At 68.4% G+C, this 26,105-nt stretch carries 24 protein-coding genes and 2 pseudogenes; 10 read left to right on the top strand and 16 right to left on the bottom strand.

The genetic code is table 11. The features are described from left to right. Positions 1–30: 30 nt before the first annotated feature. The 8 genes from THIARS_RS07640 to THIARS_RS07605 form a co-directional block, all read right to left on the bottom strand. Positions 31–3,207: an efflux RND transporter permease subunit gene (locus THIARS_RS07640; RefSeq protein WP_094160095.1), complete on the bottom strand. Its 3,177-nt coding sequence runs from the start codon at positions 3,205–3,207 to the stop codon at positions 31–33. Then, positions 3,200–4,738: an efflux RND transporter periplasmic adaptor subunit gene (locus tag THIARS_RS07635; protein WP_094160094.1), complete on the bottom strand. Its 1,539-nt coding sequence runs from the start codon at positions 4,736–4,738 to the stop codon at positions 3,200–3,202. Before THIARS_RS07635 ends, THIARS_RS07640 begins: the two co-directional genes overlap by 8 nt. After that, positions 4,735–6,048: a TolC family protein gene (locus THIARS_RS07630; protein WP_094160093.1), complete on the bottom strand. Its 1,314-nt coding sequence runs from the start codon at positions 6,046–6,048 to the stop codon at positions 4,735–4,737. Before THIARS_RS07630 ends, THIARS_RS07635 begins: the two co-directional genes overlap by 4 nt. A 108-nt stretch (positions 6,049–6,156) precedes the next feature. Continuing rightward, complete coding sequence (locus tag THIARS_RS07625; protein ID WP_141202356.1) at positions 6,157–6,567, bottom strand: hypothetical protein; 411 nt, start codon at positions 6,565–6,567, stop codon at positions 6,157–6,159. A 199-nt stretch (positions 6,568–6,766) separates the two neighbouring features. Further along, positions 6,767–7,300 carry an inorganic diphosphatase gene (gene ppa, locus THIARS_RS07620; RefSeq protein ID WP_094160688.1) on the bottom strand — a complete coding sequence of 178 codons (534 nt, stop codon included), beginning with the start codon at positions 7,298–7,300 and terminating at the stop codon, positions 6,767–6,769. 77 nt (positions 7,301–7,377) lie between these two features. Next, complete coding sequence (locus THIARS_RS07615) at positions 7,378–8,094, bottom strand: BON domain-containing protein (RefSeq protein ID WP_094160091.1); 717 nt, start codon at positions 8,092–8,094, stop codon at positions 7,378–7,380. After that, on the bottom strand, positions 8,091–8,690 hold the full coding sequence (locus THIARS_RS07610; protein WP_094160687.1) for a phosphoheptose isomerase: 600 nt from the start codon (positions 8,688–8,690) through the stop codon (positions 8,091–8,093). Before THIARS_RS07610 ends, THIARS_RS07615 begins: the two co-directional genes overlap by 4 nt. A gap of 62 nt (positions 8,691–8,752) precedes the next feature. After that, positions 8,753–9,136, bottom strand: a complete 384-nt coding sequence (locus THIARS_RS07605; protein ID WP_094160090.1) for a YraN family protein — start codon at positions 9,134–9,136, stop codon at positions 8,753–8,755. Between THIARS_RS07605 and rsmI the strand changes: the two genes are divergently transcribed. After that, positions 9,135–10,076, top strand: coding sequence for a 16S rRNA (cytidine(1402)-2'-O)-methyltransferase (gene rsmI, locus THIARS_RS07600; RefSeq protein ID WP_094160089.1), 942 nt, complete (start codon positions 9,135–9,137; stop codon positions 10,074–10,076). The genes THIARS_RS07605 and rsmI overlap by 2 nt on opposite strands. A 106-nt stretch (positions 10,077–10,182) precedes the next feature. Here rsmI and THIARS_RS07595 read toward each other — a convergent pair whose 3' ends face one another. Continuing rightward, positions 10,183–12,684 (bottom strand): diguanylate cyclase, encoded by a 2,502-nt coding sequence (locus THIARS_RS07595; protein WP_094160088.1) that lies wholly within the window; start codon positions 12,682–12,684, stop codon positions 10,183–10,185. Positions 12,685–12,968: 284 nt separating this feature from the next. Between THIARS_RS07595 and THIARS_RS07590 the strand changes: the two genes are divergently transcribed. Further along, on the top strand, positions 12,969–13,883 hold the full coding sequence (locus THIARS_RS07590; protein ID WP_094160087.1) for an urease accessory protein UreD: 915 nt from the start codon (positions 12,969–12,971) through the stop codon (positions 13,881–13,883). 267 nt (positions 13,884–14,150) lie between these two features. On the opposite strand, the gene urtE is transcribed toward THIARS_RS07590, so the two are convergent. The 5 genes from urtE to urtA form a co-directional block, all read right to left on the bottom strand. Then, positions 14,151–14,843 carry an urea ABC transporter ATP-binding subunit UrtE gene (urtE, locus tag THIARS_RS07585; protein WP_094160086.1) on the bottom strand — a complete coding sequence of 231 codons (693 nt, stop codon included), beginning with the start codon at positions 14,841–14,843 and terminating at the stop codon, positions 14,151–14,153. A 19-nt stretch (positions 14,844–14,862) separates the two neighbouring features. After that, positions 14,863–15,711, bottom strand: coding sequence for an urea ABC transporter ATP-binding protein UrtD (urtD, locus tag THIARS_RS07580; protein ID WP_425444228.1), 849 nt, complete (start codon positions 15,709–15,711; stop codon positions 14,863–14,865). After that, the gene (urtC, locus tag THIARS_RS07575; RefSeq protein ID WP_094160085.1) at positions 15,704–16,834 is read right to left on the bottom strand and encodes an urea ABC transporter permease subunit UrtC; all 1,131 of its coding nucleotides are present in this window, start codon (positions 16,832–16,834) and stop codon (positions 15,704–15,706) included. Before urtC ends, urtD begins: the two co-directional genes overlap by 8 nt. A gap of 3 nt (positions 16,835–16,837) precedes the next feature. Continuing rightward, a complete protein-coding gene (gene urtB / locus THIARS_RS07570; RefSeq protein ID WP_094160084.1) occupies positions 16,838–18,466 on the bottom strand; it encodes an urea ABC transporter permease subunit UrtB in 1,629 nt (542 codons plus the stop codon). Positions 18,467–18,562: 96 nt separating this feature from the next. Beyond that, the gene (urtA, locus tag THIARS_RS07565; protein WP_094160083.1) at positions 18,563–19,804 is read right to left on the bottom strand and encodes an urea ABC transporter substrate-binding protein; all 1,242 of its coding nucleotides are present in this window, start codon (positions 19,802–19,804) and stop codon (positions 18,563–18,565) included. A gap of 355 nt (positions 19,805–20,159) precedes the next feature. Between urtA and THIARS_RS07560 the strand changes: the two genes are divergently transcribed. The 4 genes and pseudogenes from THIARS_RS07560 to THIARS_RS07545 form a co-directional block, all read left to right on the top strand. After that, on the top strand, positions 20,160–20,462 hold the full coding sequence (locus THIARS_RS07560) for an urease subunit gamma (protein ID WP_094160685.1): 303 nt from the start codon (positions 20,160–20,162) through the stop codon (positions 20,460–20,462). A 22-nt stretch (positions 20,463–20,484) separates the two neighbouring features. Next, on the top strand, positions 20,485–20,796 hold the full coding sequence (locus THIARS_RS07555) for an urease subunit beta (RefSeq protein WP_094160082.1): 312 nt from the start codon (positions 20,485–20,487) through the stop codon (positions 20,794–20,796). Between the two features lie 120 nt (positions 20,797–20,916). Continuing rightward, the gene (locus THIARS_RS07550; RefSeq protein ID WP_094160081.1) at positions 20,917–22,656 is read left to right on the top strand and encodes an urease subunit alpha; all 1,740 of its coding nucleotides are present in this window, start codon (positions 20,917–20,919) and stop codon (positions 22,654–22,656) included. 16 nt (positions 22,657–22,672) lie between these two features. Further along, positions 22,673–22,870 (top strand): annotated as a pseudogene (locus THIARS_RS07545) (LysE family translocator); the annotation flags it as partial. A gap of 127 nt (positions 22,871–22,997) precedes the next feature. Here THIARS_RS07545 and THIARS_RS07540 read toward each other — a convergent pair. After that, positions 22,998–23,381, bottom strand: a complete 384-nt coding sequence (locus THIARS_RS07540; RefSeq protein ID WP_094160080.1) for a type II toxin-antitoxin system death-on-curing family toxin — start codon at positions 23,379–23,381, stop codon at positions 22,998–23,000. Then, positions 23,378–23,602, bottom strand: coding sequence for an AbrB/MazE/SpoVT family DNA-binding domain-containing protein (locus tag THIARS_RS07535; RefSeq protein WP_094160079.1), 225 nt, complete (start codon positions 23,600–23,602; stop codon positions 23,378–23,380). Before THIARS_RS07535 ends, THIARS_RS07540 begins: the two co-directional genes overlap by 4 nt. A gap of 87 nt (positions 23,603–23,689) precedes the next feature. Between THIARS_RS07535 and ureE the strand changes: the two are divergent. The 4 genes and pseudogenes from ureE to THIARS_RS07515 form a co-directional block, all read left to right on the top strand. After that, positions 23,690–24,208, top strand: a pseudogene (ureE, locus tag THIARS_RS07530) (urease accessory protein UreE); the annotation flags it as partial. Next, entirely contained in the window at positions 24,165–25,010 is an 846-nt protein-coding gene (locus tag THIARS_RS07525) for an urease accessory protein UreF (protein ID WP_425444227.1), read from the top strand. The pseudogene ureE and the gene THIARS_RS07525, both read left to right, overlap by 44 nt. Further along, a complete protein-coding gene (gene ureG / locus THIARS_RS07520) occupies positions 25,007–25,696 on the top strand; it encodes an urease accessory protein UreG (RefSeq protein ID WP_094160076.1) in 690 nt (229 codons plus the stop codon). Before THIARS_RS07525 ends, ureG begins: the two co-directional genes overlap by 4 nt. After that, positions 25,693–26,079: a sirohydrochlorin chelatase gene (locus THIARS_RS07515; RefSeq protein ID WP_094160075.1), complete on the top strand. Its 387-nt coding sequence runs from the start codon at positions 25,693–25,695 to the stop codon at positions 26,077–26,079. The genes ureG and THIARS_RS07515 overlap by 4 nt, the downstream gene beginning before the upstream one ends. The last annotated feature ends 26 nt before the right edge of the window (positions 26,080–26,105 follow it).

Below are 26,105 nucleotides of genomic sequence, written 5' to 3'. Positions count from 1 at the left end.
GTTTGTTGGGGTGGTGAGCTTATTGCTTGATCAAGAATCCATGCGCCCTCCTGTCATCATCCGAATATCCGACAAGACATCCTGCGGTGCCGGGCCTGCGCCCAGGCCGAGGTGCCGCTTCTGCCACAGGGCGTAAACCGCGGGGATCACCAACAGGGCCAGCAAGGCGGCGGTCAGCATGCCGCCCACCATGGGCGCGGCGATGCGCTGCATCACGTCGGCGCCAGCACCCTCGCTGAACATGATGGGCAGCAGGCCGCCGACCACCATGGTCAGGGTCATCGCCATCGGCCGCAGCCGCAGCAGCGTGCCCTCGACCACCGTCTGCTTGAGGTCGTCCCAGGTCTCGAGCGTGCCATCAAGCTTGCGCCGCGCCAGCGCGGCGTCGAGATACAGCAGCATGACCACGCCGAACTCGGCGGCCACCCCGGCGGTGGCGATGAAGCCCACGCCCACCGCCACCGACAGCTTGTAGCCCAGCCAGTCGACGTACCAGAATCCGCCCACCAGCGACAGCGGCAAGGTCAGCAGGATGATGGCGACCTCGGTGAGGTTCTTGAAATTGAAGTACAGCAGCAGCGCGATCAGCCCGATCACCGCGGGAACCAGGATCTTCAGGCGCTGCACCGCCTGCTCCAGGGACTGATACTGCCCGACCCAGTCCAGCGTGAAGCCGGGCGGCAGGCGCACGCCTTGCGCCAGGGCCGATTTCGCCTTGGCCACATAGCCGCCGATGCTGGTTCCCGGTGCGAGATCGATGTAGACCCACGAGTTCAACTGGCTGTTGTCGCTGGTCAGCATGGGCGGGCCGCCTTCGATGCGCAGGGTCGCGACCTGGGCCAGCGGGATCTGGGTTCCCTGCGGGGTGGTGACGCGGCTTTCCATCAGCGTGGACAGGGACTGGCGCAGTTCGCGCGGATAGCGCAGGCTGATGGGGAAGCGTTCCAGGCCGTTGACGGCGGTGGTCAGCATCTGCCCGCCGATGGCGGTCCCGACCAGGCGGTTCACGTCCGCCACCGAAAGACCGTAGCGCGCGGCGGCGAGCCGGTTGGTGTCGACCACGATGTAGCGCCCGCCGGTGGCCCGTGCCGCATAGGCGTTCTGGGTGCCCGGCACTTTTTGCAGCGCCGCCTGGATCTCCTGCCCCAGCCGGTTCAGGGTGTCGAGATCGCCGCCGGTGACCTTGATGCCGAGCGGCGTCTGCAGGCCGGTGGTCAGCATGTCCACCTGGCCCTTGATCGGCTGGGTCCAGGTGTTCGACACCCCCGGAATCTGCAGCGCCTGGTTCATCTTCTCGATCAGCTTGGCGGTGGTCATGCCGGCCGGCCAGGTGCTACGGTCCTTGAGGTTGACCACGGACATGAACATCGAGATCGGCGTCGGGTCGGTCGCGGTCTGCGCCCGGCCCGCCTTGCCGAACACGCTCTCCACTTCCGGGAAGGTCTTGATGATGCGGTCGGTCTGCTGCAGGATCGCGGCCGATTGGCCGATGGAGATCGACGGGTCCTGCGACACCGGCATGTAGAGCAGGGTGCCTTCGTTCAAGGGCGGCATGAACTCGGAGCCGAGATGCTTCCAGGGAAAGTACAGGCTCGCCACCGCGACGAGGGCCAGCACGATGACCAGCCACGGCGCCCGCAGCACGCCGTGGATCAGCGGCCGGTAGAGCCAGGTGAGCAGCCGGTTCAAGGGGTTCTTCCCCTCAGGGCGGATGTGCCCGCGGATGAACCAGGCCATCAGCAGCGGCACCAGGGTGATGGACAGGACCGCCGCGGCGGCCATGGCATAGGTCTTGGTGAACGCCAGCGGACTGAACAGCTTGCCCTCCTCGCCGCCGAGCGCGAACACCGGTAGGAAGGACACGGCGATGATCAGCAGCGAGAAAAACAATGCCGGCCCGACTTCCGATGCCGCCACCCGCGCCTTGATCCAGGGATCGGCGCCCGGGTCGTGCTCCATGTGCTTGTGCATGTTCTCGATCATCACGATCGCGGCGTCGGTCATGGCGCCGATGGCGATGGCGATCCCGCCCAGGGACATGATGTTGGCCGGAATGCCCTGCGCCCACATCACCAGGAAGGCGGCGAGGATGCCCAGCGGCAGCGACACGATGGCCACCAGCGCCGAGCGCGCGCGCAGCAGGAACAGGAAGGACACCAGGGCGACGATCAGCGACTCCTCCAGCAGCTTCTCGGTGAGGGTGTGGATGGCGCGCTGAATCAGCGGCGCCTGGCTGTAGGTGGTGACGATCTTCACCCCCGGCGGCAGCGAAGGCCGGATGGCGCGGATCTTGTCCTCGACCCGGCGGATGACGGCGTCGGCGTTCGAACCCTGGTTCATCATCACGATGCCGCCGACCACCGCGCCCTCGCCGTTGAGGTCGGCGGCGCTGTTGGGCAGCTCCGGCCCGAACTGGACGCGGGCCACGTCCTTGAGCGTCAGCGGCACGCCGTCGCGCGCCGCCAGCGGCACGTTCTCCAGGTCCTGCAGCGAGCGGATGTAGCCGGTGGTGCGCACCATATAGCTCGCCTCGCCCATGTCGACCACCGAGCCGCTGGTCTCGCCGTTGGCGGCGCGGATCGCATCCTCCACCTGCGGCAGGGTCAGGTTGTAGGCCAGCAGGGCCTGCGGGTTGACCACCACCTGGTATTCCTTGACCAGACCGCCGACGGTGGCGACCTCGGCCACCCCCGGAATGCCCTGCAACTGGTACTTGAGGAACCAGTTCTGCAAGGTGGTGAGCTGGCTCAGGTCCTGCGTGCCGCCGGTGTCGGTCAGGGCGTACATATAGACCCAGTCGACCCCGGAACTGTCGGGTCCCAGCGCCGGGGTGACCCCCGGCGGCAGCCTGGACTGCACTTGGCTGAGATACTGCAGCACCAGGTTGCGCGCCTGGTAGATGTTGGTGCCGTCCTTGAAGATGACGTAGACGAACGAGTCGCCGAACATCGAATAGCCGCGCACCGCGCGCGCGCCGGGGACCGACTGCAGGGTGGTCTCCAGCGGATAGGTCACCTGGTCCTGCACCACCTGCGGCGCCTGCCCGGGGTAGGAGGTCTTGATGATGACCTGGGTCGGCGAGATGTCGGGAATGGCCTCCAGCGGCGTGTTGAGCACCGCCAGAATGCCGCCCGCCAGCAGCATCAGGGCGCCGATGACGGTCAGGGCGCGGTTGTCGAAACACCACTCCATCAGCCGCCTAATCATGGGACGCTCCGGCCGGGGTCATGTTCATGCCGGCCATCGATCCGGCGGATGCCGGCGCGGCCGGCGGCGGCGCCACCGGGCTGGCTTGCGGCGAGCTTGCCGGCGGCATGCCCGGCATGGCGCCGGCGGCGGGCGCGGCGTCAGGCCCGGTGTTGCCGCCCAGCATGCGCGCCTTCACCGACTGGAACTGCGACTCGGAGTACAGCAGGAACTGGGCGCTTTCCACCACCCGGTCACCGGCCTTCAGCCCCTTGAGGATGGCCACCCAGCCGTTCGCCTCCGGCCCCAGCGCGACCTGGACGGGCAGGAAGTGGCCCTGCGTCTGCGCCAGCATCGCGTAATCGCCGTCCTGGGTGCGCAGCACCGCGCTGCTCGGCACAGCCAGCGCCGTTTGCGCGTGGCCCAGCACGGTGGCGTTGGCATACATGCCCGGACGCAGAATGCCGCCTGCGTTGGCGAAGCTCAGGCGCGCGGTGACCGTGCGCGTCTGCGGGTCCAGGGTCGGATAGAGGAAGCTCAGGCGGCCGTCCCAGGTTTTCCCCGGGTAGGCCGGAAGCTGGAGCTGCACGGCGTCGCCGATCCGCACCCAGGGCAACTGATAGTCGTACAAGGCCACGTTGACCCAGACCCGTTCCAGGTTGGCGATCTCGAACAGGCTGGTCTGCGACGAGACATACCCGCCCTGCCGGATGTTGAGCGCCGTCACCACCCCGCTCTCGGGAGACAGGATGGGAACGTTGCGCATGGGTTTGCCCGTGGTCTCCAGGGCCTTCAGCGCGGTCTCCGGCATGCCCAGCAGGCGCAGCCTTTCCTGGGCCGCGGCCAGCAGGCCCCGGCCGTCCCCCGCGAGCTCCCGCTGGCGGGCGATCAGGTATTCCTGCTGGGCGCTGTAGAGCTCGGGCGAGTAGACGTCGGCCAGCACCTGGCCGCGGGCGACCGGGTCGCCCACGGCGCGCACCCGCAGATGCGCGACCCAGCCGGAAAAGCGGGGGGTGACGGCTTCGATCCGGTTCTGGTCCAGCGCCACGGTCCCCACGGTTTGGATGGCCTGGCCCATGGGTCGCGTCTGCACGGTGACCAGGCGCACCCCCAGGTTCTGCGCCTGGCGCGCGTCGATGCGCAAGCCGGCCTCGCCGGCCCCGGATGCGGATTCGGCCGGGGCGTAGACCGGCACGTAATCCATACCCATGTTGTCCTTCATCGGATGGTCCGAATGAATCGCCGGGTTCATGGGATTGGCCCAGTACAGCACCCGGCGCTGCGGCTGCGCGGCCGGCGCGTAGACCGGCACGTAGTCCATGCCCATGTTGTCCTTCATCGGATGGTCCGAATGGATGGCCGGGTTCATCGGGTTCGCCCAATACAGCACCTTGGGCCGTGCCTGCGCCGCTGCGGAAGCGGCGGTTGCCGGGACGCTCGCGGCCGGCTTCGGCGCGGCGGCATCGCCCGCCAGCCACCGGCCAGCCCAGAAACCCGTGCCGATCCCGGCCAGCAACAGGCTGGCGCCGAGGACGATTTGTCGCAATGTCATGGTTGCTGCTCCGATGGGGTCGTGAGTTCATCCAGTTCGGCCTGCGTCGCGAGCAGGTCCCTGCGGTCCTGGAGTATCTGGAGTTCTAAGGCGAAGACCGCCTGCTGCGCCTTCAGGACATCGCCCATCGAGGCGCGGCCATTGGTATAGGCCGTGAGCGTGGAGTCGAAGGTCGCATGCGCCAGAGGCAGCATTTCCGCGGTCATGCGGGTCCATTTCTCTTGCAGGCTGTGCTCGCGCGCCGCGGCCGAGCGGATCTGCTGCAGCAGGGCCAGCCGCTGGTCCTGTTCGTTGTAGCGCGCCTCCATGACCTGGGCCCGGGCGCTGTCGAGTTCCTGGTCGAGGCGGTGGGTCGAGAAGATCGGCAGCGTCATCGACACCCCGGCGGAGAAGAAGTTAGGCGACCCGGGGAAGAAACTCTTGCCGTAGGACGCCCCCACCGTGATCTCCGGCAGGAAATTCTTCTTGGCCATCTGCACGTCGGCCTGCGCCACCTGCACCTTCGCCTGTGCCATGCGAAGCAGCGGCTGGGTCGCGGGCAAATCCTTGGAACCGGTCAAGGCGCCCGACAAGCTGGGCCAGTCCGGATCGATGTCCGGGGTCTGATCGGTGCCGAGGTACTGGGCGATGCGCGCCAAGGCCGCGGCCTCGTCGGCGGCGAGCGCGCTGCGATCGTTGCGCAGTTCCGCCGTCGCCAGCCGGGCGCGCAACACGTCGCTCTGCGGGGCCGTTCCCGCACGGTAGGCGGCCATCGCGGCGCGTTCGTTCTCGTGCGCCAGGTCTTCCTGGCGCCGCACCGTCTTGACCGCCTGTCGCGCATACACCGCGGAGAGCCAGGCCTGGCGCAGCCCGAAAATCAGCTCCGCGCGCTTGGCCTCGCGGCTGTAATGCTGGTCCGCGGCTTGCGCCTGCAGCTTGTCGCCTTCGAGGTTCAGCTTCCCGGGTGGAGGAAAACTCTGGCTCACGCCGACGCTCAGCATGGTCATCCCCTGTTGCGTCAGCGAGAAGCTGTTGGTTGGCAAATTCACCGCATCCAGGGACAGATGCGGGTCCGGCAACTGCGTGGCCGCTACAGCCCGGTGTTCAAGCGCGGTGACGCGCTGGGCGGCGGCGGCCAAGCCGGGATTGCTGCGCGCCAGTTGCGCCTCGGCCTCAGCGAGGGTCAGGGGCGCGGCGTGCGCGGGTAGGGCCAGTCCGGCAAGCCAGACTCCGAGCAGACAGCCCAGGGTGACGATGGCCGACTGGCGGCTGGGCAGGACGGCTCGCGACCACCGGCTTTGCGCGCGGTGGCACGGATGCATGAAAGTCATCTCTTTCCTCTTCGGCGAATGGCGCCGCTGCCGTGCGGCGGCGCGCGATCAACAAGCTCACACGCAGATGGCCCGGCGGGTTCGCCGGGTCCGGTGCTGCCGAAGGTGTCAAACCAAGAGACGGACCGCGAGGAAAGGAGGTTTGGAGAGGCGCGGCAGATCGGTCTGCCGGACATGCGGGAAAGCCCGGGCGGGCTCGGGCTGCAGAACGCGCACCGCGCGCAGGAACAGTGCCGCATGCGGCACTTGCAGGTCCCTGGAGGGGTTGGCGACGGTGGCGGCGCTCAGATCCTGGCAGGCGGCCTGGCAAAAGGCGCGCTCGACTTGACCGTGGTCGTGGCCCGCCAATGCGGTCTGCTCGGCCGCGCCCGGCATCGACATGCCGGCCATCGCCGGCATGTCGGCGCAGCAGGAAGCGGGCAGGATGTCGACCTGTGTCGCCGTCGCCTGTGTCCAGGGCAGAAAGACTAAAGCACAGACGAACGCCCAGTCACGGCAGAAGTTTCGAAATGCGCGCATGGACTGGACAGGACGGGTCGATGAGGAGATGTTGGACGTGACGTACGGATTTGGCACACGGATCGGATCCGGCGAAACCCATCCTTATCGCCAATATTCTATGCCGACGCCGCGCCTGTCAATGACGTGGCGCAAGAAAGAGTACGGCCTGGACGGATCGAGGCATGCGGGCCGACCCCGGGTCTGGGCCTGCCGTGGCCTACTTGATCGCGGCGTGGCGCTTGGCGCTGGCGGTGATTTCGGCGCGCGCCGCATCGACACCGGCCCAGCCCTCGGTCTTCACCCACTTGCCGGCCTCGAGGTCCTTGTAGTGGTTGAAGAAATGCTCGATCTGCTTGAGCAGTTCGGGCGGCAGGTCTTCGGGTTTCTGGACATGGCGGTACATCGGCAGCAGCTTGTCCACCGGCACGGCCACCAGCTTGGCGTCGGGGCCGGCCTCGTCGGTCATGCGCAGCATGCCGACCGGACGGCAGCGCACCACGCAGCCGTGCACCAGCGGGATGGGCGTGACGACGAGCACATCCACGGGGTCGCCGTCCTCGGAGAGCGTCTGGGGGATGTAGCCGTAGTTGCAGGGGTAGTGCATCGCGGTGGACATGAAGCGGTCGACGAACAGCGCGCCGCTGGCCTTGTCGACCTCGTACTTCACCGGCGGGGCGCCGGCGGGAATCTCGATGACCACGTTGAAATCGTCGGGCAGGCTCTTGCCTGCGGGAACATTGAGCAAGCTCATGGGAAGTTCGCCTTGGTGGATGGGGAAATCGGTCGTGCGCCCACCTTCAGCCATGCATGCGGCGGGCTTGCGTGCGTTCAGGGCGACGCGGGCGAGGTCGGCGGCGTGCCCTGCGGCGTGATCGGGGTCTTGGCGGTGCCGGAGTACATGTCCTGCAACTGCTGGGGGGTGATGATGTTGAACATGGTCACCACCTTCTTCACTCCCGAGACGCCGCTGGCCACCGCCGCGGCCTGGTCGGCCTCGTCCTGGGTGACGATGCCCATCAGGTACACCACGCCCTCGGAGGTGGTGATCTTGAAGGCCTGGGAGTACAGCTGCTTGTCGTCGATGAACGAGGCGCGCACCAGCGAGGTGATGAGCGTGTCGTGGGCCTGTTCGCTCAGGGTGGAGTTGGGGCCAACCACCAGCGCGTTGAGCACCGACTTGACGTTGGGAATGCTGGAGACGATCTGCTGCACCTGCTGCTTATAGGCCTCGGTCGGCACCTGGCCGGTGATCAGCACCTGCTGGTTGTAGCTGTTGACGTTGACGTTGCCGTTGCCGCGCAGGGCGTTGTCGATCTGCGTCTGTGCCTTGAACTGGATGGTCTGGTCCTCGAGCTGCGCCCCGGCTGTGCGGCGGTCGGTCGCGACCAGCGCGGTGCCGCCAACGGCCGCCGCCCCCAGGATGAAACAGCCCTGGAGCTGGGTCACGGCGACGGCCGCCATCAGCAGCAGGCCGGCGCGCGACACGGTCATGCGGGTGGCGTTGAAACGCATCATCTTCAAGCGGGTATGTGTGCGGGATGTCATTCGATGTCCTCCGGGTCGCCCATCAAGGTCCAGTCTACCCCGTCGCAAATGCAGTGCAGCATGAGCAGGTGCACCTCCTGGATGCGGGCGGTGCGGTCATGGGGCACGCACAGGTGCACGTCGATGTCGCGCAGCAGCGCCGTCATCTGCCCGCCGCCCTTGCCGCTCATGCCCACCACCAGCAGCTCGCGCTCCTGGGCGGCGCGCACGGCTTCGATCACGCTGGGCGAATTGCCGCTGGTGGAGATGGCCACCAGCACGTCCCCCGGCTGGCCAAGGGCGCGCACCTGGCGCGAAAACACCTGATCGAAGCCGAAATCGTTGGCCAGCGCGGTGAGAACGGAGGTGTCGGTGGTCAGCGCGATGGCGGCCAGCTCGGGACGCTCGCGCTCGAAGCGCCCCACCAGTTCGGCGGCGAAATGCTGGGCGTCGGCAGCCGAGCCGCCGTTGCCGCACACCAGGATCTTGCAGCCGTTGCTCACCGCGTTGGCGATGCAGGCCACCGCCTGCGCCACGGGCTCCGCGAGCAATCCGGCGGATTGTTGCTTGAGCTGCGCGCTCTCCTGGAATTGCTGCTGGATACGTTGTTCGAGCATGGCGATGGGAAGTGCGAAAACCGCCATTATTCCCCGGGTCGCGCCACGCGCGCCAATCCGGCTCAACCATCCCCGGCGTCGAAGGCGTTCTCGATCCAGCGCAGCGCGCCGGCCTCGATCGCCACCACGTCGAAGCGGCAGGCCATCTCGGCAGGAAAACGCATCAGGTAATGCCGAGCCGCCAGCAGGATGCGTGCGCGCTTGCGCGCATCCACGCTCGCGCCGGCGCCGCCGTAGGCCGCGCTGGCGCGCGAACGCACCTCGACGAACACCAGCATGCCCGACGGCAGCCGGGCGATGATGTCGATCTCGCCGCCGCGCACCCGATAATTGCGCTCCACCAACTGCAGCCCCTGCCGCTGCAGGTAGCCCCACGCCGCCTCTTCCGCCAGCGCGCCCACGCGCCCGGGTGGACGGGCGGCTGGCTTTGCCGGGAATCGCTCCATGTCCACTCCTCCGTCCGAACGCAGCCACGACCCGCTGGCCGCGGCGCGCCAATTATGCGCGGGCCAGCAGCTGCCGCCCGGATGCCTGCTGGTGGTGGCCACGCCCATCGGCAACCTCGCCGACATCAGCCTGCGCGCCCTGGCCATGCTGGAGCGCTGCGACCTCGTCGCCGCGGAGGACACCCGCATGGCGCAGCGCCTGCTGCAGGCCTACGGTCTGTCCAAGCCGCTGCTGCGCGCCGACCGCCATCGCGAACAGGCCGCGGCGGCGGACATGCTGGGACATCTGGCCGCCGGCAGGCGCGTGGCCTACGTGAGCGACGCCGGAACCCCAGGCATCAACGACCCCGGCGCGGTGCTGGTGCGGGCCGCGCGCGAGGCGGGCCATCCCGTGCTGCCGCTGCCCGGCGCCAGCAGCGTGACGGCCGCGCTCAGCGCATCGGGCCTCGAACTGGAAACGGGCTACACCTTCGCCGGCTACGTGCCCGCCACGAAGCAGCAGCGCCTGGCGTTCTATCGCGAACAGCTCGCGTCCCACCGCGCGGTGGTGTGCTTCGAGACGCCGCACCGCATTCAGCAGAGCCTGGACGACCTCGCCGCTCTTGCGGCGGCGTCGCCCGCGCCTGTGCGCATGCTGCTGGCCAAAGAGCTGACCAAACAGTTCGAGACCATCGCCGCCGGCACCCCGGCCGAGCTGCTGGCCTGGCTCGCGGCCGACCCGAAGCGCGCGCAAGGCGAGTTCGTGCTCGTGCTGCAGCCGCCCGCCGGCGCCGACGCCCAAGCCATGGACGGCCGGACCCAGCGCTGGCTGCTGCGCCTGGCCAGGGAACTCCCCGCCTCGCGCGCGGCGGCCGTGGCGGCGGACATGCTGGGCGCCGACCGCAAGACGCTGTACCGCTGGCTGCTGGCGCAGACGAACGCGCAGCCGCGCGAGGACTGAACCCGGGCCCGGCCAACGCCAGCGCACTCGGAGCTTGCGGGCTGGCACGCCCGCAGATCGTTCGTGCGTCACACGGCAGTGCGCAGGCACTGCCGTGTGTACGCACTCACCGCATCGCGATGACGCGGTTGCGGCCTTGGCCCTTGGCCTCGTAGAGGCTGTCGTCGGCCTCGGTGAGCACGCGCACGATTTCGTCCTGCGGCCCTTGCAACGTGCCGATGCCGATGCTCAGGGTGATGTGCAGGCTGCGCTCGGACACCAGGAAGGCGCGCTGGCTCACCCGCTGCCGCAGCACGTCCATGGCCGCGGCTGCGGTGGCCGTGTCGAAGCCGGGCATCATGATCAGGAACTCCTCGCCGCCCCACCGCGCCACCCAGCCGTTGCGCGGCACGCCCTGGCGCAAGGTGCTCGCCATCTGGCGCAGCACCGAGTCGCCGGCAGCGTGGCCGTACTCGTCGTTCACCTGCTTGAAGTGGTCCAGGTCGCACAGGGCCACGCTGAACGAAGGACCGCCGCGGCGCATCTGCTGCAGCGCCTCGTCCATGCGCAACTGGGCCGCGCGGCGATTGAGCAGGCCTGTCAGCCCGTCGGTATAGGCTTGGCTGAGCAGGGTGTCGCGCTGGCTGCGGTCGTGCAGCACGCGGGCGAACCAGGCGGCGAGCAGTTCGGCGTACTGGCGGTCCACGGGGTCGAAGTCGTCCCCCTGCGGCACATCGCCCAGGAGCAACAGGCAACCCATGGTCTGGTGGGACAGGGTCAGCGGCAGCCGGATGACGCAGCCGATGCCGGCAGCCTCGGCCAGCCCCGGATGGCGGCTGGCGTCGGCGATCCACAGCGCGCCGTTTTCGTGGTTCTCGCAGGCGCACAGAGGATGATTGGGCGCCAGGGTCTGTCCCTGCTCGAAACGACCGTGGATGTCCTGGGCGTAGGCCATGAAGCAATCGTCGCCCAGGCGCAGGCAGATGATGGCCGCCTGCAGCCCCAAGGCATCGCGGCCCTGGGCCAGCATGCGTTCGATGGAGTCGCCGCCGTCATGGTCACCGGTGCCGCTGCCGGCGGCCATCTGCCACAGCGTATGCAGGCGCTGCGATTGGCGCTCGACCGCGCGCAGAAGGTTTTCCCGCTCGCTCACGTCGATGGCCAGGCCATGCAGGATCTTGTGCCCTTCGCGGGTGATTTCGGCGTGTTCGGCGAGCGATAGCCAAATCGTCTCCCCATTCGGGCCACGCGTCCAGACCAGGCGGCGGCCGCTGTCGAGCGCCTTGGCCTCGCCAATGGGCACGCCGCCCGCGGTGTTGAACAGTTCGTCCCACTCGCGGCCGATCAACCGGCGCGCCGGCCGGCCCAGCATGCGGGCGAAACTGGCGTCCACCGCCACCAGCACGCCGTCATGCGCGGTGCGCGTGTACGTGCCGGCCTGGGCGGCCTCGAGCAGGGCGCGTTCGCGATTGCGCGCCAGGTGCCGGATCTGCTCGCGGGAACGGACCAGCTGTCGCAGCAGGGCGTCGATTTCCGCCACGCCGCTGCTGGACAACTCCTCGGCGCGGCGATGGTTCATCTGCTTGCGAAGGCCGACCATGCGCGTGACGAAACCCCGGATCAGCGTGATCCACGCCACCAGCAGCACGACCAGGACCGTGCACAGGCCCAGCAGAGGCCCGCGCACCTGTCGCCACCATTCGGCCACCACCTCGCTGTGCGGCAACGACAGAAAGGCGACGACCGGAAGGCTCCCGAGACGCGCCCAGGCGCCGTCGCGCTGCTGCCCGTCGACCGTCTTGCCAAAGTAGAAACCCGAGGATGCGTTGCCCGATGCGGCCAATGCGTCCATCAGGGCGCCGCGCGCGCGCGCGCGGTAGATCTGCGGGTTGGCGATGGTGTCCGGGTAACGGCTGATGAGCCAGCCATCCGTGCGCAGCAGGCCCACCGCGGTGCCGGCCTTGAGCGGAAGCCCGCGCCACAGCTCCTGCTGACGATTGAGCAAGATACTGGTCTGCAGGACGTACAGCGGCCTGCCGTCGGCCGCGCGGACGACATAGCGCAGGGGAATGAACCATTGCCCGAGCAAGCGACCTTCCTGCGGCCGCCCGACGCTGATGCCCCGGGTGCGCAGGGCCAGTTGGAAATCCTCCCGATAACTGGCGTAGAGCGTGTCGCGCAGCACATTCGGCTGCGCTCCCTGCGAACGCATCAGCGTGCCGGCCAGCAGCTCGCCGTCGGGCGCCCAGACCGAAGCTCCGCCCAGCCAGGCATGGCGCGCCTGGAAGGTTTTCAGCAGCGCAACCGCCTGCTCGGGGTGATCCCGCGCGGTCTCGCCCAGCGTGTCGCCGAGATGCATCAGATCGTCCTGCACGCGCTGGAAAATGGTCTCGGCGTTGACCGCCAGCAAGGAGGCCGTCAACAAGGAGCGCTGGGCGTTCGCATGCCGCACGGAGATCCACGACGTCCACAGCCACAGCCCGATGAGCAGGGCGAACAGCACGACTCCCCCAGCCAACAGGCGCCAGCCCAGCTGCGCCAGGGTCAGCGCGCCGGGCCGACCCGGGTCGGGCTTTGGCTCCCGGTTGTGCGCAACCGGTGTGAGCGGTAGGGTGGCAGGATCGTCCATGTCGGTGTCGGGGGCGCCGCAAACCGGGAATTTCGGGATGAAAACCCAGGTTCGGCGGCACTTGAGTTCATTATGGGGAAACCTCCTGGTACGAATCCCCCCCGAAACGCAGGAAATCCGGGAGTGCTGTGAATTGCTTCACGAAACACCCCTTTTCTTGCACGATTCCCGTAGCCCCCTCGCCACACGCCGCGGTCGGTGAGGCGGCCAAACCCGGCCCGGCCTTGTGCGATCATGCGCGGAGCCGCTCCCACCGGGGCGAACCGGTTCCCGCCCAGATTGCCATGCGCGCACCCCCAGCCTTCCCTACCTGCCTGCCGCCCCGGCAAACGCCGCCCGGCACCGCGGTTTCGCCCCCGCTCGCGCCGCAACCCGCCTGGGCCTCGACACTGCATCTGCGCTACGGCCGGCGGCACGGCCGCAGCACGGCCCATAGCCGGCATGCCGGCGCGCTGCGGGTACTCGCCGCGCTCCACCCCGAAGGGCCGGACATCTGCCACCACGTGCTGGTGCATCCGCCCGGCGGTCTGGTGGGGGGCGACCGCCTCGACATTCGCTGTGATGTCGAAGCGCAGGCCCATGCCCTGGTCACCACGCCGGGCGCGACGCGCTTCTACCGCAGCCTCGGCGCCCCTGCCGTGCAAACCCTGGACGCCACGCTGCACGAAGGCACGCGGCTCGAATGGCTGCCCCTGGAAACCCTGGCCTACAACGCCTGCCTGGGCGAGAACCGCAGCCGCTTCACCCTCGCCCCCGGCGCCGAACTCTTCGCCTGGGACATGCTCGCCCTCGGCCTTCCCGCCGCGGGCCAGGCCTTTCAGTCCGGCCGCTTCACCCAGCACCTCGAACTGCCCGGCGTCTGGCTGGAGCGCGGCCAACTGGATGCCACCGACGCCGCCCTGCTCCACAGCCCCAGCGGCCTGGCCGGCCGCACCGCGCTGGGCACCCTGGTGTTCGCCAGCGGCAGCCCCATCGCCGCACCACGCCGCGACGCCCTGCTCGACGCCGCCCGCCAGCTCGCCTGCGGCGACGCGGAGCGCCCCGCCGGCGCCACCAGCCCGCACCCGCAGGTGGTGGTGCTGCGCGCGGCCAGCCACCGCATCGAGCCGCTGGCCGCGCTGTTCAAACAGGTCTGGGCCGCCTGGCGCCACCTGGCATGGGACCTGCCGCCCTGCGCGCCTCGGGTTTGGGCCACGTAACAGCATGCGCACCGCCGCGCTGAAGACCCTGCACTTCGTGCTCGGGCCTGGAGCGGCGAACTTCGATTCTGGCGAATGGCATGGCCGCCAGCTTACCGCGCCGCAGCGGCCGTACGACTGTGCACCCCCGCACCTCGCGAGTCGGTGCCACCGGAGAACTCCGTCGGTGTTCCTCTGCAATCGTTCGAGAGTTTGATTGAGGAAGACAAAGCTAAGGCCAGCCCGCTGGATCAGTTGCGCAGCGTGTGAAGAAACGACTGCAGCGCCCTACACCGCGATCAGTTCACGCACGCCGTCGGCGTCCATTTCCGTCCCCTTCCCCGTCTTGATCACCTCGCCACGCGACATGACGGCGTAGCGGTCGGCCAGGGATTTGGCGAAGTCGTAGTACTGCTCGACCAGCAGAATGGCCATGTCGCCACGTGCGGCGAGCATGCGGATGACGCGCTCGATGTCCTTGATGATGGAGGGCTGGATGCCTTCGGTGGGTTCGTCGAGGATGAGCAGCTTCGGCCCGGCCGCCAGGGCGCGGGCGATGGCGAGCTGCTGTTGCTGGCCGCCGGAGAGGTCGCCGCCGCGCCGGTGCAGCATCTGCCTGAGCACGGGAAACAGGTCGTACAGCTCGGCGGGTATGGGGCTGCCGCCGGGCTTGGTGGCCAGGCCCATACGCAGGTTCTCCTCCACGCTCAGGCGCGGGAAGATTTCGCGGCCCTGGGGCACGTAGCCCAGCCCCAAGCGCGCCCGCGCGTCGGGCCGCAGGTGGTCGATGCGCTGGCCGTCCAGCGTGATGCTGCCGCTCTTGATGCCCACCAGTCCCATGAGGGACTTGAGCAGCGTGGTCTTGCCCACGCCGTTGCGCCCGAGCAGGGTGAGCACCTGGCCTTTCTCGAGTTCGAGGCAGACGTTGCGCAGGATGTGGCTGCCGCCGTAGTACTGGTTGACCGCTTCGATCTTGAGCATGAATTGGGGATGGCGTCCTTCAGCGCCCGAGATAGACCTCGACCACACGCTCGTCGGCCTGCACCTGCTCCAGGCTGCCTTCGGCCAGCACGCTGCCCTCGTGCAGCACCGTGACCTTGTGGGCGATCTTGCGCACGAATTCCATGTCGTGCTCGACCACCACCAGGGTGTGCTTGCCGGCGAGCGAGGCGAACAGCTCGGCGGTGCGGTCGGTCTCAAAGTCGGTCATGCCGGCCACGGGTTCGTCCAGCAGCAGCAGCTTGGGGTCGAGCATGAGCAGCATGCCGATTTCGAGCCATTGCTTCTGCCCGTGCGACAGGTCGCCGGCGCGGCGCGCGGCCTGGTCTTCCAGGCGGATTTGCACCAGCACCTCCTCCACGCGCTGGCGCTGCGCGGCGCTGAGGCGAAAGCCCAGGGTCTTGCGCGCGCGCTTGTCGGTCTTGAGCGCCAGTTCCAGGTTGTCCTGCACGCTGAGTTGCTCGAACACGGTGGGCTTCTGGAACTTGCGGCCGATGCCGGCCTCGACGATCTCGGCCTCGCGCAGCGCGAGCAGGTCGATGGTCTGGCCGAAAAAGGCTCCGCCCGCGTCGGGCCGGGTCTTGCCGGTGATGACGTCCATCATGGTGGTCTTGCCGGCGCCGTTGGGACCGATGATGCAGCGCAGTTCGCCGGTGTCGATGGTGAGCGACAGCTTGTTCAGCGCGCGAAAACCGTCGAAGCTCACGCTGATGTCGTCGAGGTACAGCACCACGCCGTGGCTGGTGTCGAGCCCAGCCTTGCGCATGTGGCCGTAGCCGGGCTGGGCGTCGCCGCCCAACTCGGGGCCGGGTTGCTGGAACACGATCTCCCGCCAGTCGAGCTCAGCCACGACGCTGCCTCCATTGCGTCCAGATGCCGGCCAGACCGTAGGGCGCGAACAGGGTGACGACGATGAACAGCCCGCCGAGCAGGTACAGCCAGACCTCGGGCATGGCCACGGTCAGCCAGCTCTTGGCCGCGTTCACCAGCACCGCGCCGACGATGGGGCCGATGAGCGTGCCGCGCCCGCCGATGGCGGCCCAGATGGCGATTTCGATGGAATTGGCGGTGGACATCTCGCTCGGATTGATGATGCCAACCTGCGGCGCGTACAGCGCGCCGGCCACGCCGCACATCATGGCCGAGATCGTCCATACCCCGAGCTTGAACCACAGCGGGTTGTAGCCGCAGAACATGACGCGGCTCTCGGCGTCGCGGATGGCGGTGAGCACGCGGCCGAACTTGCTGCGCACCAGCCAGCGCGCGAACAGAAACATGGCCGCCAACGCGAGGCTGCTGGCGACGAACAGCGACACGGTCATGCCCGTGGTGCCCACCGGGAAACCCAGCAGCACCTTGAAATCGGTGAGGCCGTTGTTGCCGCCGAAGCCGGTTTCGTTGCGGAAGAACAGCAGCATGGCGGCATAGGTCAGCGCCTGGGTGATGATGGAGAAGTACACGCCCTTGATGCGCGAGCGGAAGGCGAAAAAACCGAACACGAAGGCCAGCAGGCCCGGCGCGGCCACGGCCAGGAACATGGCGTAGGCGAAGTGTTGGGTGCCCGCCCAGTACCAGGGGAAGTGGGTCCACTGCATGAACTGCATGAAGTCCGGCAGGTTGCCGCTGGCGGCGTTCATCGCGCGGTTGAGGTACATGCCCATGGCATAGCCGCCCAGGGCGAAGAACAGGCCGTGGCCCAGCGACAGAATGCCGGCATAGCCCCACACCAGATCCATCGCCAGCGCCACCATGGCGTAGCAAAGAATCTTGCCGGCCAGGCCAATCCAGTATGGCGACACATGCAGGCTGCTGCCCTGCGGCACGGCCAAGGCCAGCAAGGGCATGGCCACGCAGGCCAGCAGCAGGAAAACGATCAGCGCCGCCCAGCCCCACGGCGGCAGGAAGGCGGTGGGCTGCTGCAGTTGCGCGCGCGGCCGCGGCGCGGCGGCGGGGGAGGGAATGACTGCGGCCATGTCTTAGCCTTCCACGCTGCGGCCCTTGAGGGCGAACATGCCCTGCGGCCTTTTCTGGATGAACAGGATGATGGCCACCAGCACGGCGATCTTGGCCAGCACCGCGCCGGCCACGCCTTCGAGCAGGGTGTTGACGACGCCCAGGCCGAGGGCGGCGGCCACCGTGCCGGTGAGTTGGCCCACGCCGCCGAGCACCACCACCATGAAGCAGTCGACGATGTAGCCCTGGCCCATCTCGGGGCCGACGTTGCCGATCTGGCTCAGCGCGCAGCCCGCCAACCCCGCGATGCCGGCGCCCAGGCCGAAGGCCAGCATGTCCACCCGCGGCGTGCGCACGCCGACGCAGGACGCCATCGCGCGGTTCTGCGTCACGGCGCGCACGAACAGGCCCAGCCGGGTGCGTGCGATCAGCAGCCACATGGCCAGCAGCACCAGCACGGTGAAGGCGATGACGACCATGCGGTTGTAGGGCAGGATGAGGTTGGCCATGACGTGCAGCCCGCCCGACATCCACGGCGGGTTGTCCACCTGCACGTTCTGCGGCCCGAACAGGCTGCGCACGGCCTGGATCAGCACCAGGCTGATGCCCCAGGTGGCAAGCAGGGTTTCGAGCGGGCGGCCGTAGAGCCGGCGGATGATGGCGCGCTCGACCAGCATGCCGATGGCGCCGGCGACAAGAAAGGAAAACGGCACCGCGGCGACCAGGGCATACTGCGCCGCGCCCGGCGCATAGCGCTCGAACAGCCCCTGCATGACGTAGGTGGCGTAGGCGCCGAGCATGATGAACTCGCCCTGCGCCATATTGATCACGCCCATCAGGCCGTAGGTGACGGCCAGGCCGAGCGCGGCCAGCAGCAGGATGCTGCCCAGGCTGATGCCCGAGAACAGCGTGCCAAGACGCTCGCCCCAGGCCAGGCGCTCGTTGATCGCGCCGAGGCTTTTCTCGATCTGCGCCCGCACGGCGGGGTCGGTTTCGACGAATCTCCCGCCGTTCTTGTCCAGGCGCGACAGCAGCAAGCTGCGCACCGCGGGGTAGTTGCTCGCGGCCAGGTCTTTCGCCGCGGCCAGGCGGTCGGCGGCGTTCGCGCTGGTCAGCAGGATGGCGGCGTGCAGCAACTGCAGCCGCTCCAGGATCTCGGGGTCCTTCTCCGTCTTCAGCGCCTGCTCGACCAGGGTGCGGTCGACCGAGGTCGGGTCGTCCTGCAACTGCCGCACCGCTCTCAGGCGCTGGGCGCGGTCCCCGGCGAACAGGTCCAGCGCGGCGCGGGCCGATTGCAGCTCCTTGCGCACGTAGTTGTTGTTGATCACGCCCTGCGCGTTGGCGCTGGGCGTCACCGCCTTGCCGGTAGCGAGGTCGATCCAGCCGTCGCCTTGTTGTACCTGGACCATGCTGCCGTCGATCTGCACCGCGTTGTTCAACAGGTCGGCGAGAAACGCGGCGAGCTGCGGGTCGGGGTGCTGCACGGCTTGGTGCAGGGCGGCGATGCGGGCGTCGGTATCGCCGCTGGAAATCGCCATCGCCTCCTGCGGCGTGAGCGCGTGCGCCAGAGGCAGCAGACCCAGCAGCAGCAGGCCGAAGGCGGTGCGGAGCCAGGCGCAGGGCCGGTGCCGGAGGAAATGCTGGAAGGTCATGGTGCGGATACGTGATTCAACACAGGCCGGTGCTTGCAAGACTCCCCTCCCCCACCGTGGGGAGGGCGGGAGGAGGAGGGTTTCCTTGGCCGAGGCTCAGGCGTTCTTCGGCTTGGGCACGTAGGGACTCCAGGCCTCGCCCTTCACCAGGCCCTTGGACTTCCACACCACGTCGAACTGGCCGTCCGCGCGCACCTGGCCGATGAACACCGGCTTGCTCAGGTACTGGTTGGGCAGCACTTCGACGGTGTAGCCGTCCGGCGCGGCGAACTTCTGACCGATGAGCGCCTTGCGCACGGCGTCGGTCTTGGTCGACTTGGCCTTCTCCACCGCCTGCTTCCACATGTGGATGCCGATGTAGGACGCTTCCATCGGGTCGTCGGTGACGGGATAGTCCTTCAGGCCTTGCTTCTTGACCCATGCCTTCCACGCGTTGACGAACTTGGTGTTGACCGGATTCCTCAGCGACTCGTAGTAGTTCCACGCGGTGAGGTAGCCGACCAGCGGCTTGGCGTCCATGCCGGCGAGTTCCTGTTCGGCCACGGAGAAGCCCACCACCGGGATGTCGGTGGCCTTGATGCCCTGGTTGGCCATTTCCTTGTAGAACGGGACGTTGGAGTCGCCGTTGATGGTGGAGATGACGCAAGTGGGGCCGGCGGAGGCGAACTTCTTGATGTCGGCGACGATGTTCTGGTAGTTGCTGAAACCGAAGGGGGTGTAGACCTCGGCGATGTCGCTGTCCTTCACGCCCTTGGAATGCAGGAAGCCGCGCAGGATGGCGTTGGTCGTGCGCGGGTAGACGTAGTCGGTGCCCAGCAGGAAGAAGCGTTTGGCACCGCCGCCGTCCTTGCTCATCAGGTATTCGGTGGCGGGAATGGCCTGCTGGTTGGGCGCCGCGCCGGTGTACACCACGTGCGGGTTCTCTTCCTGGCCTTCAAACTGCACCGGGTAGAACAGCAGACCGTTCAGTTCGTCGAGCACCGGCAGCACCGATTTGCGCGATACCGAGGTCCAGCAGCCGAAGATGGCGGCCACCTTGTCCTGCGAAATGAGCTGGCGCGCCTTCTCGGCGAACAGCGGCCAGTTGGAGGCCGGGTCCACCACCACCGGTTCGATCATGTGGCCGTCCACGCCGCCCGCGGCGTTGATCTCGGCGATGGTCATCAAGTCCACGTCTTTCAACGCGGTTTCGGAGATGGCCATGGTGCCCGACAGCGAATGCAGGATGCCGACCTTGATCGGCGACTTCTTCGCGGCGATGGCCGGAAACGGCAGGCTGCTCGCGGCGGCCGCGGCGATCGTGGCGCCGACTGTTTTGATTGCTGAACGACGATCCATTGAGATTTCCTCCTGAGTGGTGCGAGTTGCAAGGCTCATGTCAGCAAGTCCTGTGCCATCCCCCGGAAGGCATGGACATCGGAACGCGAAACGACGGCCGGTGCTCACCCTGGCCAAGGCCCGCCGCATTGCCACCGGCGGCCGACGCGGCCCGGCCGGCGCCACGTCCCGGCGCGAGGTGCCGGCTGTGGTTTGGGGCACAGCCATGGCGCCCTCCGAACCCTCAAAAACCTGGGCGCACCATGTCGGGGCGAGCGAGGCGCAGGTACGGTTTTTGCGGCTGTGGAGCGCCCCCTACCCGCGACACCCCGCAGCCGCTAAGCTCGCCCACATTCCCCCGCAAGCCCGCAAGCCCATGGATCTCACCCCGCGCGAAAAAGACAAGCTGCTCATCTTCACCGCCGCCCTGCTCGCCGAACGCCGCCGGGCGCGCGGGCTCAAGCTCAACGTCCCGGAGGCCGTCGCCTACATCACCGCGGCGGTGCTCGAAGGTGCGCGCGACGGCCGCACCGTGGCCGAGCTGATGAGCTTCGGCCGCACCCTGCTCGGCCGCGACGACGTGATGGACGGCGTGGCCGAGCTGATTCCCGACATTCAGGTGGAAGCCACCTTCCCCGACGGCACCAAATTGGTGACCGTGCACCAACCCATCGCATGACGCCCCATTCCGGAGCCCGACCATGATTCCCGGAGAAATCCTCTGCGCCGAAGGCGACCTCGCGCTCAACCCCGGCCGCCCCACCCTCACCCTGGTGGTGGAGAACGCCGGCGACCGCCCGATCCAGGTCGGCTCGCATTACCACTTCGCCGAAACCAACCCCGCGCTGCGCTTCGACCGCGCCGCCGCGCGCGGCATGCGCCTGAACATCGCCTCCGGCACCGCGGTGCGCTTCGAGCCCGGCCAGCAGCGCACCGTGGAGCTGGTGGCCTACGCCGGCGCCCGCGTGGTGGTGGGGTTCCGCCAAGGCGTGATGGGCGCGCTCGATGGATGAATGATGTTGATGTCGCGCGAACCGATGCCGCACGCCGCAAGGCTCCCCGCCCCAACCCTCCCCACGCGTGGGGAGGGGGAAAGCGCGCAGCGGCAACCTGAATCCCTGAAGGCCTGACCCATGCCCACCCTTTCCCGCCGCGCCTACGCGGACATGTTCGGCCCCACCATTGGCGACCGCGTGCGCCTGGCCGACACCGAACTGCTGATCGAAGTCGAGGACGACTACACCCTGCGCGCCGGCGGCTACGGCGAAGAAGTGAAATTCGGCGGCGGCAAGACCATCCGCGACGGCATGGGCCAGGGCCAGGCCACGCGCGCCGAAGGCGCGATGGATCTGGTCATCACCAACGCCCTCATCCTCGACCACTGGGGCATCATCAAGGCGGACGTGGGCATCCGCGGCCAGCGCATCGCCGCCATCGGCAAGGCCGGCAACCCGGACGTGCAGCCGGGGGTGGACATGGTCATCGGCCCGGGCACGGAAATCCTCGCCGGCGAGGGCATGATCCTCACCGCCGGCGGCATCGACAGCCACATCCACTTCATCTGCCCGCAGCAGATCGAGGAAGCGCTGATGAGCGGCGTCACCACCATGCTCGGCGGCGGCACGGGCCCGGCCACCGGCACCAACGCCACCACCTGCACGCCGGGTCCGGAAAACCTCGCGCGCATGCTGCAGGCGGCCGAGGCCTTCCCGATGAACCTGGGCTTTTTCGGCAAGGGCAACGCCAGCCGCGCGCACGCGCTGCGCGAGCAGATCGACGCCGGCGCCATCGGCCTCAAGCTGCACGAGGACTGGGGCACCACGCCCGCGGCCATCGACTGCTGCCTGTCGGTGGCCGAGGACACCGACACCCAGGTCGCCATCCACACCGACACGCTCAACGAGAGCGGCTTCGTCGAGGACACCATCGCCGCCTTCAAGGGCCGCACCATCCACACCTTCCACACCGAAGGCGCCGGCGGCGGCCATGCGCCGGACATTCTCAAGGTGCTGGGCGAGGCCAACGTGCTGCCCTCCAGCACCAACCCGACGCGGCCGTTCACCGTCAACACCATCGACGAGCACCTCGACATGCTCATGGTGTGCCACCACCTCGACCCCAACATCGCCGAGGACCTGGCCTTCGCCGAAAGCCGCATCCGCCGCGAGACCATCGCCGCCGAGGACGTGCTGCACGACCTCGGCGCCATCAGCATCATGTCCAGCGACAGCCAGGCCATGGGGCGCGTGGGCGAGGTCATCCTGCGCACCTGGCAGACGGCGCACAAGATGAAGATGCAGCGCGGCTGGCTGGCGCCGCCCCAGGCCGGCGCGACACAAGGCGGGACCCGCAACGACAACTTCCGCGCCAAGCGCTACGTCGCCAAATACACCATCAACCCGGCGCTGGCCCACGGCATGGCGCACGAAGTGGGTTCGATCGAAGTGGGCAAATGGGCCGACCTGGTGCTGTGGCGCCCGGCCTTCTTCGGCATCAAGCCCAGCGTCATCCTCAAGGGCGGCTTCATCGCCGCGGCGCTGATGGGCGACGCCAACGCCTCCATCCCCACGCCGCAGCCGGTGCATGCCCGCCCCATGTTCGGCGCCTTCGGCGGCGCGCGGCTCGCCACCTCGCTCACCTTCGTCTCGCAGGCGGCGCTGGGCCTGGGCCTCGGCGCCCGCCTGGGCTTACGCAAGACACTGGCCGCCGTGCGCGACTGCCGCAGCGTGAAAAAGGCCGACCTGGTGCACAACGCCTACACCCCGCGCATGGAGGTGGACGCCCAGACCTACGAGGTGCGCGCCGACGGCCAGCTCCTCACCTGCGAGCCGGCCACCGTGCTGCCGATGGCGCAGCGGTATTTCCTGTTCTGAGGTCCGGAGAACTTTCATGCCCCTCGATCACTGGCTCGCCTTCGTCGCCGCCTCGACCTTATTGCTCGTGATGCCCGGCCCCACCATCCTCACCGTGATCAGCTACGCCATGTCGCACGGCAGGCGCGTGAGCGTGCCGCTCGTGGCGGCCGTCGCGCTCGGCGATTCGACGGCGTTGCCGTGCTCGCTGGCCGGGCTCGGGGCGCTGCTGGCCAAGCGGCCAAAAACTTGAGGCCGGCGACCGATAGCCAGCGTCCAACGCCTGCGTCGCGTCTGATCTCAACCCGGGCGTCTCAGGACGGGGCCATTGTCGCCGCCCTGCGGGTGATCGATCCCTTGACCTAGCGCGGTTGCAGATGCGCCCGTATCCACGCTGCGAACTCGTCTTCTCCCAACGCTCCCGAAGCGATCGCGAGCATCGTGAGTGTGGCGTCGGCTTGCGTGGCGGCGAGGCGCTGGCCATTCAGGGCGACGAACAAGCCCACTGCAAGAAAGGCCGCGCGCTTGTTGCCGCCGACGAAAGCATGATTTTTCGCCAAGCCCACGCCATGGGCGGCGGCAAGCGCGGCAAGATCCGGCTCGCCGTAGGCCACCAGATTCAAAGGCCGGGCCAACGCCGAATCGAGCAGACCTTCGTCGCGCAGGCCAGGGGCGCCGCCGTGTTCGGCCAGACTTTCATCGTGCAACAACAGCAGCGCGCGCCGCTCGATGAAGCGCCAGCTCATTTGGCGAGTTGGTGGAAGGTGTCGCGGTACTCGCGCATGAATTCGCGGCCCAGTTGCAGTTGCTCGTCCAGCGCAGGATCGTAGGGTGTGAGTGTGATGCCATTCGCCGCCTCGGTGACGAACACCGTGTCGCCTTTTTCCAGTTTGAGGCGGGCGAGGAGTTCCTTGGGCAGAATGACGCCGACGGAATTGCCGATCTGGGTCAGTTTGAGGGCGGACATGGCGGCCTCCTGGTGGCGATAAAGTTATAACGATTGTTATATTAAACCTTGACCCTTCTTCCTGCAAACCATCACAAACCCGCCGCCATGCTCACCGTCAACAAACACCTTCCCGCAGCGCGCGGCCTTGCACCTGCGCTGGTCAAACGCGCCGCAACGGTCAGTCTGGACTGGGACACCCGCAGCAAGAGCCGCTTCGACGCGCACGACAGCGCCGGACGCCACATTGCCGTGTTCCTGCCGCGCGGCAGCGTGCTGCGCGGCGGCGACGTGCTGGTGGCCGAGGACGGCTCCCTGATCCGCGTCGAGGCCGCGCCGCAGGCCGTGCTGCAAGTGCGCACCTGCGCCGCGCACGGCACGCCGATCGACCTGCTGCGCGCCGCCTATCACCTGGGCAACCGCCATGTGCAGCTCGAAGTCCAGCCCGACCTCCTGCAATTCGAGCCCGACCCGGTGCTGCGCGACATGCTGCGCCGCCTGCACCTGATCGTCACCGAGGCGCATGCGCCGTTCGAACCCGAGGCCGGGGCGTATGGCGAGGGCGGCGGGCACCGCCACGATCATGCGCACGACCACAAGCATGCGCATGGACATGACCACGCGCATTGAGGGTGACGGTGTGACTGCACAAGGCGCTGCGCCGTTCTCACCTCCCCCACAAGGTGGGGGAGGTCGGGAGGGGGAACCTCGCGCACCGTATTGCGCCGCGCCCGCGAACGCGCACGAGCCCGCCGCGCTGCTCGCCGCGATGTGGCTGGCCTCGCCCGCGCTGCCGGTGGGCGGGTTCAGCTATTCCGAAGGACTGGAGGCCGCGGCGGACGCCGGACTCGTCGGCGACGAGGCCCAGGCCCTGGCCTGGCTGCGCGGCCAGCTGCAGCTCACCCTGGCCCGCAGCGAACTGCCGGTGGCCTGCGCCGCGCACGCGGCGTGGCAGGCGGGCGACGCCGCCGCGCTGCAAACCATCCAGGCCTGGGTGCTGAGCACGCGCGAAACGGCTGAGCTGCGCCAGCAGACCTTGCAGATGGGGCGCTCGATGCTGGAGTGGTTGCGCAACCTGCAGCCCACCCACACCGGGCTGGCGCTTGCCGCGCAGCTGCCGCCGGCGCCGGCCTGGCCGCTGGCCTTCGCCCTCGGCGCCCTGGCCCTCGGGCTGGACGCCGGGCACACCGCGCATGCGCTGGCCTTCTCCTGGCTGGACAACCAGGTCCAGGCCGCCGTGCGCACGGTGCCGCTGGGGCAAAGCGCCGGCCAGCGCCTGCTCGCGGCGCTGACGCCGGACATCCCCGCCGCCGTCGCCCAGGCACGAAACCTGCAGCCCCGCATGGACGACTGGCAGAGCTTCGCGCCCATGCTCGCCATCCTCAGCGCCCGCCACGAAACCCAGTATTCACGCCTGTTCCGATCATGAACGACGCCGCCAGCCCCGCAAGCCACGCCACCCCGCTGCACGCCATTCCCAAGCGCAGCAAGCGCCTGCCGCCGCTGCGGGTGGGCATCGGCGGGCCGGTCGGTTCGGGCAAGACCACCCTGCTCGAAATGCTGTGCAAGGCCATGCGCGAGGACTACGAGCTCGTGGTGGTGACCAACGACATCTACACCAAGGAGGACCAGCGCCTGCTCACCGTGGCCGGCGCGCTGGAGCCCGAGCGCATCATGGGCGTGGAAACCGGGGGCTGCCCGCACACCGCGATCCGCGAGGACGCCTCGATCAACCTGGAAGCGGTGGACCGCATGCTGGACAAGTTCCCGGACGCCGACATCGTGTTCATCGAATCGGGCGGGGACAACCTCGCCGCCACTTTCAGCCCGGAGCTGTCGGACCTGACCCTCTACGTCATCGACGTGGCCGGCGGCGAGAAGATTCCGCGCAAGGGCGGCCCCGGCATCACCAAGAGCGACCTGCTGGTCATCAACAAGACCGACCTCGCCCCGCATGTGGGCGCCGACCTCGACGTGATGCGCGCCGACACCGAGCGCATGCGCACCGGCCCGCAGGGCCTGCGCCCCTACGCCATGACCAACCTCAAAACCCTGGATGGGCTGCAGACGGTGGTGCGCTTCATCGAGACCAAGGGACTGCTGCGGACGACATGAGCGAGCCCGCGCCGCCCTCCCGCCTCCTGCTGCTGGCCCACGGTTCGCGCCAGCCCGAATGGGCGCAGCCGTTCCAGGCCGTGCTGGCCGCGCTGCGCGCCGCTCGGCCCGATCTCGACATCGAACTCGCCTATCTCGAATCCATGCAGCCCTCGCTGCCACAGGCGCTGGACGATGCCGGCGCCTCGGGCTGCGCGCTGGTGCACCTCGTCCCGCTGTTCCTGGGTGCCGGCGGACACCTGCGGCGCGACATTCCGCAGGCGGTGCGCGAGGCGCAGGCCCGCCACCCGCGGCTCGACGTGCGCATCGCCGCCGCCGCCGGCGACAGCCCGGACATCGTCGCCGCGCTCGCCGCCTACGCCCTGCGCTGCGCCGGCCACTGAACACGCGGCGCGGGGCACGAAACTTG

Source organism: Thiomonas delicata (assembly GCF_900088825.1).
Classification (GTDB): domain Bacteria; phylum Pseudomonadota; class Gammaproteobacteria; order Burkholderiales; family Burkholderiaceae_C; genus Thiomonas_A; species Thiomonas_A delicata.
Note: the sequence above shows the minus strand (reverse complement) of the source record. Positions and strands in the feature narration are given on the sequence as shown.

What these genes read in the sequence shown, in the direction of transcription:
- THIARS_RS07640 (WP_094160095.1), bottom strand. Translation starts at nt 3,207, where the DNA reads ATGATTAGGCGGCTGATGGAGTGGTGTTTCGACAACCGCGCCCTGACC.
- THIARS_RS07635 (WP_094160094.1), bottom strand. Translation starts at nt 4,738, where the DNA reads ATGACATTGCGACAAATCGTCCTCGGCGCCAGCCTGTTGCTGGCCGGG.
- THIARS_RS07630 (WP_094160093.1), bottom strand. Translation starts at nt 6,048, where the DNA reads ATGACTTTCATGCATCCGTGCCACCGCGCGCAAAGCCGGTGGTCGCGA.
- THIARS_RS07625 (WP_141202356.1), bottom strand. Translation starts at nt 6,567, where the DNA reads ATGCGCGCATTTCGAAACTTCTGCCGTGACTGGGCGTTCGTCTGTGCT.
- ppa (WP_094160688.1), bottom strand. Translation starts at nt 7,300, where the DNA reads ATGAGCTTGCTCAATGTTCCCGCAGGCAAGAGCCTGCCCGACGATTTC.
- THIARS_RS07615 (WP_094160091.1), bottom strand. Translation starts at nt 8,094, where the DNA reads ATGACATCCCGCACACATACCCGCTTGAAGATGATGCGTTTCAACGCC.
- THIARS_RS07610 (WP_094160687.1), bottom strand. Translation starts at nt 8,690, where the DNA reads ATGCTCGAACAACGTATCCAGCAGCAATTCCAGGAGAGCGCGCAGCTC.
- rsmI (WP_094160089.1), top strand. Translation starts at nt 9,135, where the DNA reads ATGTCCACTCCTCCGTCCGAACGCAGCCACGACCCGCTGGCCGCGGCG.
- THIARS_RS07605 (WP_094160090.1), bottom strand. Translation starts at nt 9,136, where the DNA reads ATGGAGCGATTCCCGGCAAAGCCAGCCGCCCGTCCACCCGGGCGCGTG.
- THIARS_RS07595 (WP_094160088.1), bottom strand. Translation starts at nt 12,684, where the DNA reads ATGGACGATCCTGCCACCCTACCGCTCACACCGGTTGCGCACAACCGG.
- THIARS_RS07590 (WP_094160087.1), top strand. Translation starts at nt 12,969, where the DNA reads ATGCGCGCACCCCCAGCCTTCCCTACCTGCCTGCCGCCCCGGCAAACG.
- urtE (WP_094160086.1), bottom strand. Translation starts at nt 14,843, where the DNA reads ATGCTCAAGATCGAAGCGGTCAACCAGTACTACGGCGGCAGCCACATC.
- urtC (WP_094160085.1), bottom strand. Translation starts at nt 16,834, where the DNA reads ATGGCCGCAGTCATTCCCTCCCCCGCCGCCGCGCCGCGGCCGCGCGCG.
- urtB (WP_094160084.1), bottom strand. Translation starts at nt 18,466, where the DNA reads ATGACCTTCCAGCATTTCCTCCGGCACCGGCCCTGCGCCTGGCTCCGC.
- urtA (WP_094160083.1), bottom strand. Translation starts at nt 19,804, where the DNA reads ATGGATCGTCGTTCAGCAATCAAAACAGTCGGCGCCACGATCGCCGCG.
- THIARS_RS07560 (WP_094160685.1), top strand. Translation starts at nt 20,160, where the DNA reads ATGGATCTCACCCCGCGCGAAAAAGACAAGCTGCTCATCTTCACCGCC.
- THIARS_RS07555 (WP_094160082.1), top strand. Translation starts at nt 20,485, where the DNA reads ATGATTCCCGGAGAAATCCTCTGCGCCGAAGGCGACCTCGCGCTCAAC.
- THIARS_RS07550 (WP_094160081.1), top strand. Translation starts at nt 20,917, where the DNA reads ATGCCCACCCTTTCCCGCCGCGCCTACGCGGACATGTTCGGCCCCACC.
- THIARS_RS07540 (WP_094160080.1), bottom strand. Translation starts at nt 23,381, where the DNA reads ATGAGCTGGCGCTTCATCGAGCGGCGCGCGCTGCTGTTGTTGCACGAT.
- THIARS_RS07535 (WP_094160079.1), bottom strand. Translation starts at nt 23,602, where the DNA reads ATGTCCGCCCTCAAACTGACCCAGATCGGCAATTCCGTCGGCGTCATT.
- THIARS_RS07525 (WP_425444227.1), top strand. Translation starts at nt 24,165, where the DNA reads ATGCGCACGACCACAAGCATGCGCATGGACATGACCACGCGCATTGAG.
- ureG (WP_094160076.1), top strand. Translation starts at nt 25,007, where the DNA reads ATGAACGACGCCGCCAGCCCCGCAAGCCACGCCACCCCGCTGCACGCC.
- THIARS_RS07515 (WP_094160075.1), top strand. Translation starts at nt 25,693, where the DNA reads ATGAGCGAGCCCGCGCCGCCCTCCCGCCTCCTGCTGCTGGCCCACGGT.